We start from the raw sequence: 6,391 nt of genomic DNA, 5'->3' as shown, positions 1-6,391 counted from the left end.
GATCAGTACTGCCGGTCGGGCAGGGCCTCGATGGCCTGCTCCTGGTCGAACGTGGTCTCCTCGGTGATGATGCGCTGCTCGACCTCGCCACCGTCGTTGAGGGTCTTGATGATGTCGACGAGCTGCTTGCCGAGGAGCGGCGAGCACTCCACAATGAAGTTGATCTTGCCGTCGGCGAGGGCCTGCATGCCGTCGTGCACCGCGTCGACCGTGACGATCTTGATGTCCTCGCCGGGAACCAGGCCCGCCGCTTCGATCGCCTCGATGGCGCCGAGGCCCATGTCGTCGTTGTGCGCGTAGACCAGGTCGATGTCGGGGTTCGACTTCAGCATCGCCTCCATGACCTGCTTGCCGCCGGCACGCGTGAAGTCACCGGTCTGGCTGGCCACCACCTCGAGGTTCGGGTTCTGGCGGATCGTGTCGGCGAAGCCCTCGGCGCGGTCGATCGCCGGAGCGGCGCCCGTCGTGCCCTCGAGCTGGACGATGTTGACCTTCTCCGTCGAGTCCTTGTACTGGTCGAGCACCCAGAGGCCGGCCTTCTTGCCCTCCTCGATGAAGTCGGAGCCGAGGAACGACTGGTACAGCGACGTGTCCTTGCTGTCGACTGCACGGTCGGTGAGCACGACGGGGATGCCCGCGGCCTTGGCCTCGTTGAGCACCGCGTCCCACCCGGTCTCGACGACCGGCGAGAAGGCGATGTAGTCGACGCCCTGCTGGATGTAGGAGCGGATCGCCTTGATCTGGTTCTCCTGCTTCTGCTGCGCGTCGGAGAACTTGAGTTCGATGCCCGCGTCCTCGAAGGCTGCCTGGATGTCCTTGGTGTTGGCGGTGCGCCATCCCGACTCCGCGCCGACCTGGGCGAAACCGACGACGAGTTCGTCGAGCGCCTTCGGGCCCTCGCTCGCGCCGCCGCTCCCGCCGGCTCCCGCGCAGGCGGAAAGGGCGAGGAGCATCGCGCCGGCGGCGGCGAGTCCGATGAGCTTCTTCATCAGTGTGAACCTCCTTGTTCAGTGGTGCCGGCGGAGTGATCGGTGATGCTGCGTCCCTGGTGCGCCGGGCGGTCAGTTCATCCTGACCGCATTCGAGATGTTAGCGCTCACTTGTTAGCGCTCACAAGTGCGAGTTCGATAACGGATGCATCACGGTCGACGGATGCCGCTTTCCGGGCGCTTCTCCGCCTGTCGGCTCGCATCGGCAGGCCGGCCGGGGCGGCCGCAGGATGGGCGGGCCAACGTCGGTCGACGCGAATGTGAGCGCTCATTCAGGGCGCCGGAATCCCGTTCGCGTGACGGAATCCCGGGCCTCAGGCGTTCCAGCGCGTGAACGGGATTCCCGCGACGCATCCGCCGACGCAGCTCCGTCGGTCGGTGCCGCGCGACCCCCCACCGTCCGCGCGGCGGCGGCGCAGGCGAACAGCCGGCGCTCAGGACGAAGTGCGCCGATTCCGCCTGAATCGCGCCCGGTTGCCTGAATCGGTGCGGTGACGAGTGCGGGCGCGCGCGCGGCCCCCGACTCGGCGCTAGGCCTTGGGCGCCTTGGCCGCGGCCTTGGCCGCCTGCTTCGTCGCGCGCACCTTGGCGAGCGACTCGGGGTCGGTGATGTCGGCGACCGAGGCGAAGCATCCGTCGTCGCCGTAGTGGCCGACGGCCTCGCGCCAGCCGGATGCCTCGAGCCCGAGCTGCTTGCCCAGCAGCGCCAGGAAGATCCGCGCCTTCTGCTCGCCGAACCCCGGCAGCGCCTTGAGGCGCTTGAGCACCTCGGCCCCGTCGGGGTCGCCCTGCGTCCAGATGGCGGCGGCGTCGCCACCCCAGTCGTCGACGACGGCCTGCGCCAACGACTGCACCCGCCCGGCCATCGACCCCGGGTAGCGGTGCACGGCGGGCGTCTGCTTGAACAGCTCAGCGAATCGCTCGGGATCGTAGCCGGCCAGGGCGGCAGGCTCGATCGAGCCGGCGCGCTCCTTGATCTTCAGTGGCCCGGCGAAGGCCGTCTCCATCGCGACCTGCTGGTCGAGCAGCATGCCCGTGAGCAGGGCGAACGCGTCGGTGCTGAGCAGTTCGTCGGCGGCGTCGTCTCCGGTGATGTGCAGTGCCATGGGCTCCATCCTTCCACCGGGGGTCGACGGCGTCACGGGGCGAGCGGATGCCGCGGCGCGGAGCTCCGGCATCCGTCACCGTATGCGGACAGGAACTGACCGCATCGTTGGCCAGACTGGGCGCAGACGATTCGATGGAACGGATCGCGCAACCGACCGAGGAGCCACCCATGGACTGGAAGATCGAACTCATCCACGTGCCCGTCAGCGACGTCGACCGGGCGAAGGACTTCTACGTGAACAAGCTCGGCTTCAACGCCGACCACGACCGCACTGTCTTCGAGGGGCTGCGCTTCGTGCAGCTCACCCCGCCCGGGTCTGCGTGCTCGATCGCGATCGGCGAAGGCCTCGGCGCGACGCTGGAGCCCGGGTCGCTCGACGTCATCCAGGTCGTGATCGACGACGCCGACGCGGTGCTCGCCGACCTGCGCGCGAAGGGCGTCGAGGCCGATGGCGTCGACGAGCAGGAGTGGGGTCGGTTCATCACGCTGAAGGATCCCGACGGCAACCGCTGGACCCTGCAGGAGCTGCCCGACTACTCGGCGGGCGCGAGCTGACGGCGCGGCGGCGCCGTGCTCGCCCGCACGAGCACCTCTGGCACCCGCGCCGTGCGGTCGGGTGCGTCGGGCTCGTCGCGGAGCACGTCCAGCACCGTCGCCATGATGTCGTGGCCGAGCGCCTCGAAGTCCTGGCGCACGGTGGTGAGCGCCGGCGTGAAGAACGCCGCCTCGGGGATGTCGTCGAAGCCGATGACGCTGAGGTCGTCGGGCACGCGCACGCCCGATTCGAAGCACGCGTGCAGCAGGCCGAGCGACATCTGGTCGTTCGCCACGAACACGGCCGTCGCGACGCCCTCGGCAAGGATGGCGCGGGCTGCCGCGTCACCGGATGCCGCGAGCCAGTCCCCGACGATGGGCGCGTGCACCTCGAGCCCGTGGGACCGCATGGCGTCCGTCCACCCGCGGCGGCGCTCCGCGGCATCCATCGAGTCGGCCGGGCCGGCGACGTGGCGGATCTCACGGTGCCCGAGCGCGATGAGGTGCTCGGTCGCGAGTCGGGCGCCGGCGTACTGGTCCATCGACACGCGGTGCAGCCCTGGCGTCGGCTCGGAGGCCACCACGACGAGTGGCACGCCCGCGTCGATGCCCGTGAGCACGCCGACGCCCTCCCGCTCCCCCGAGATCAGCACGATCGCCTCGACGCGCTGCAGCGCGAGCCGGTGCACCGCCTGGCGGAGCACCTCGGCGTCGAGCGAGCGCATGCTCGCCTGGGTCACGGTGTAGCCAGCCTCGTGCGCGGCCTCGTTGAAGCCGAGCGCGGCGTTCGACGGTCCGTAGTCGGGTCGGCCCGCCTGGATCAGCCCGATCGACCCCGAGCGGCGCTTCGCCATCGCGCGGGCGGCCGGCGACGGCGTGTACGACAGCTCGGCGATGGCCTGCTCGACGCGGAGCTTCGTCGAGGCCGCGACCCCGGTGAGGTCGTTGAGCACCCGCGAGACCGTCTGGTGCGAGACGCCGGCGCGCCGGGCGACGTCGAACATCGTCGGCACGCCCGCTGCTCCGGATGCCGCGGATGCTCCGGATGCCGCGGCCGGCTCAGCCGCCGGGACCGGCCGGCTCGCGGCATCCGCTTCGCTCATGTCGACCTCGCCGCCCGCACTGACCTCGMCGCCTGCACTGCCCTCGCCGCCCTCGATCAGAGGCCCTGCGCCAGGCGGTAGTACGCCTGGTTCCAGCGCACCTCGCGTTGGAAACCGGGCAGGGTGGTGTCCTCGTCGATGACGAGCAGCTCGGCCTTGGCCATCTCGGCGAAGTCGCGGAACACCTCGACGCCCACGGCCGTCGACATCACGGTGTGGTGCGCCGCTCCGGCGGTCAGCCAGGCCGCGGCGCTGGTGTGGAAGTCGGGGGCGGGCTTCCAGACAGCGCGGCCGACGGGGAGCTTGGGCAGCGGATGCCGCAGCTCGACGTTCTCGACGACGTTGGCCGTGAGGCGGAAGCGATCGCGCATGTCGCTCATCGCGACCACCACGGCGGGGCCGGGGTCGGCGGTGAAGACGAGGCGCACGGGGTCCTCCTTGCCGCCGATGCCGAGCGGGTGGATCTCGAGCGTCGGCTTCGCGGAGGTGAGCGACGGCGAGACCTCGAGCATGTGCGCGCCGAGGATGAGCTCGTCGCCGGGCGTGAGGTCATAGGTGTAGTCCTCCATGAGGCTCGCACCGCCCGGCAGCCCGGCGCCCATGACGTTCGCGACGCGCACGAGGATGGCGGTCTTCCAGTCGCCCTCGGCGCCGAAGCCGTAGCCCTCGGCCATGAGGCGCTGCACCGCGAGGCCCGGCAGCTGCTTCAGCGCGCCGAGGTCTTCGAAGCTCGTGGTGAACGCGCCGAAGCCGCCCTCCTCGAGGAACGAGCGCAGGCCCAGCTCGATCGCCGCGCCGTCGCGCAGCGACTGGTGCCGCTCACCGCCCTTCCGCAGCTCGGGCACGACCTCGTAGAGGTCCTCGTACTCGGCGACGAGCAGGTCGACCTCGGCGTCGGATGCCGCGGCCACCGCCTCGGCGAGCTCGTTCACGCCCCACGTGTTGACCTGCACGCCGAATCGCAGCTCGGCCTCGGTCTTGTCGCCCTCGGTCACGGCGACGTAGCGCATGTTGTCGCCGAAGCGGGCGAGCTTCAGGCTGCGGGATGCCGCGAGGCCGGCGGCCGCGCGCTGCCACGTGCCGAACTCTCGCTGCACGCGCGGGTCGCTCGCGTGGCCGACGATGGTCTTGCGCGGCACGCCGAGGCGGGTCTGGATGTAGCCGAACTCACGGTCGCCGTGCGCGGCCTGGTTGAGGTTCATGAAGTCGAAGTCGATGTCGCCCCAGGGCAGCTCGACGTTGGCCTGGGTGTGCAGGTGCGCGAGCGGCTTCTGCAGGGCGTCGAGCCCGGCGATCCACATCTTGGCGGGGCTGAACGTGTGCATCCACGCGACGAGCCCGATGACGTTCTCGGCGGCGTTCGCCTCGAGGGCGACGCGCTTGATGGCGTCGGAGTCGGTGAGCACCGGCATCCACACGACCTTCACGGGTACATCGGATGCCGCGTCGAGCGTCTCGGCGACCTGTCGTGACTGGTCGGCGACCTGCTTGAGCGTCTCGGGGCCGTACAGGTGCTGGCTGCCGGTGAGGAACCAGACCTCGTACTGGTCGAGGTTCGTCTGGAGGGGCGTGCGGGTCATGTGGGTCTCCTCGTGGTGCGATGTTCGGTGCGTCGGGGGGTGCTTGGTGGTGTGGGTGCGGTGCGGGTGCGGCGTGCGGCGCCATCGCGGCRCGGGCCGCTACGGTCAGAGCGCGTCGACGGCGGCCGACTCGACGGCCAGCCCGGCCCGGTAGCGGTYGAGGTAGGCGGAGAACCCGGCGACGTCGTCGGCCACGGGCTCGACGGTGTCGATCGCGGCATCCGCGAAGACGCGTTCGCCGAGGTAGGTGCCGAGGTCGACCTCGTCGGCGGCCGAGAGGTACGACGCCAGCACGGCGATGCCCCACGCGCCGCCCTCGGACGCCGTCTCGCCGACCGCGACGGGCGCGTCGAGTGCGCCCGCGAGGAAGCGCTGGGCGACGCCCGCGGTGCGGAAGATGCCGCCGTGCGCGAACATCCGGTCGATCTCGACCCCCTCCCCGGCGAGCACCCGCATGCCGAGCGCGAGGGTGCCGTACACGCCGTAGAGCTGCGCGCGCATGAAGTTGCCGAGGCTGAACCGGCTGTCGGGCGTGCGCACGAACAGCGGCCGGCCCTCGGTGAGCCCCGCGATCGGCTCGCCCGCGAGGTGGTTGTAGGCGAGCAGGCCACCGGCGTCGGCGTCGCCGTCGAGCGCCTCGCGGAAGAGGGCCTCGAACACGGCATCCGGCTCGACGGGGGTTCCGGATGCCGCGGCGAACCGGGCGAACACGCCGGCCCACGCCGCGAGCTCGCTGGCGCCGTTGTTGCAGTGCACCATCGCCACGGGGTCGCCCGCGGGCGTCGTGACGAGGTCGAGCTCGTGGTGCGCGTGCGCGAGCGGGCGCTCGAGCACCACCATCGCGAAGATGCTCGTGCCGGCGCTGACGTTGCCCGTCCTCGGGGCGACGGAGTTCGTCGCCACCATGCCGGTGCCGGCGTCGCCCTCGGGCGGGCAGAGCGGCGCACCGGGCTGGAGGACTCCCGACGGGTCGAGCAGCGCAGCGCCGTCGGCCGTGAGGGCACCGGCTGCTCGGCCCGCCGGCAGCACCTCGGGGAGGAGCTCGGCGAGGTGCAGGCCCGGGGCGCGGTCCGCCAC

The 6,391-nt window shown here is 71.2% G+C and carries 6 protein-coding genes; 1 reads left to right on the top strand and 5 read right to left on the bottom strand.

Annotated features, from left to right (window positions below; translation table 11 throughout):
* Window positions 1–2: 2 nt before the first annotated feature.
* Both AC1DY2_RS13180 and AC1DY2_RS13175 read right to left on the bottom strand, forming a co-directional pair.
* The gene (locus AC1DY2_RS13180) at window positions 3–989 is read right to left on the bottom strand and encodes an ABC transporter substrate-binding protein (protein WP_476762840.1); all 987 of its coding nucleotides are present in this window, start codon (window positions 987–989) and stop codon (window positions 3–5) included.
* Between the two features lie 530 nt (window positions 990–1,519).
* On the bottom strand, window positions 1,520–2,095 hold the full coding sequence (locus tag AC1DY2_RS13175) for an HhH-GPD-type base excision DNA repair protein (protein ID WP_476762839.1): 576 nt from the start codon (window positions 2,093–2,095) through the stop codon (window positions 1,520–1,522).
* A 170-nt stretch (window positions 2,096–2,265) separates the two neighbouring features.
* Between AC1DY2_RS13175 and AC1DY2_RS13170 the strand changes: the two genes are divergently transcribed.
* The gene (locus tag AC1DY2_RS13170) at window positions 2,266–2,652 is read left to right on the top strand and encodes a VOC family protein (protein WP_476762838.1); all 387 of its coding nucleotides are present in this window, start codon (window positions 2,266–2,268) and stop codon (window positions 2,650–2,652) included.
* Here AC1DY2_RS13170 and AC1DY2_RS13165 read toward each other — a convergent pair.
* The 3 genes from AC1DY2_RS13165 to AC1DY2_RS13155 form a co-directional block, all read right to left on the bottom strand.
* Entirely contained in the window at window positions 2,631–3,734 is a 1,104-nt protein-coding gene (locus tag AC1DY2_RS13165; protein WP_476762837.1) for a LacI family DNA-binding transcriptional regulator, read from the bottom strand. The two genes, AC1DY2_RS13170 and AC1DY2_RS13165, sit on opposite strands and share 22 nt — an antisense overlap.
* Before the next feature lie 56 nt (window positions 3,735–3,790).
* Window positions 3,791–5,314 (bottom strand): L-arabinose isomerase, encoded by a 1,524-nt coding sequence (gene araA / locus AC1DY2_RS13160; RefSeq protein ID WP_476762836.1) that lies wholly within the window; start codon window positions 5,312–5,314, stop codon window positions 3,791–3,793.
* Between the two features lie 105 nt (window positions 5,315–5,419).
* A partial coding sequence (locus AC1DY2_RS13155) for an FGGY-family carbohydrate kinase (RefSeq protein ID WP_476762835.1) occupies window positions 5,420–6,391 on the bottom strand: 972 nt, incomplete at its 5' end.

Source organism: Agromyces sp. P1_H4 (assembly GCF_056405255.1).
This window is presented reverse-complemented; position numbering and strand designations above follow the sequence as displayed.

Bases quoted from the DNA above. Each gene is read 5' to 3' on its own strand.
- AC1DY2_RS13180 (WP_476762840.1), bottom strand. From the start codon at position 989: ATGAAGAAGCTCATCGGACTCGCCGCCGCCGGCGCGATGCTCCTCGCC.
- AC1DY2_RS13175 (WP_476762839.1), bottom strand. From the start codon at position 2,095: ATGGCACTGCACATCACCGGAGACGACGCCGCCGACGAACTGCTCAGC.
- AC1DY2_RS13170 (WP_476762838.1), top strand. From the start codon at position 2,266: ATGGACTGGAAGATCGAACTCATCCACGTGCCCGTCAGCGACGTCGAC.
- AC1DY2_RS13165 (WP_476762837.1), bottom strand. From the start codon at position 3,734: ATGAGCGAAGCGGATGCCGCGAGCCGGCCGGTCCCGGCGGCTGAGCCG.
- araA (WP_476762836.1), bottom strand. From the start codon at position 5,314: ATGACCCGCACGCCCCTCCAGACGAACCTCGACCAGTACGAGGTCTGG.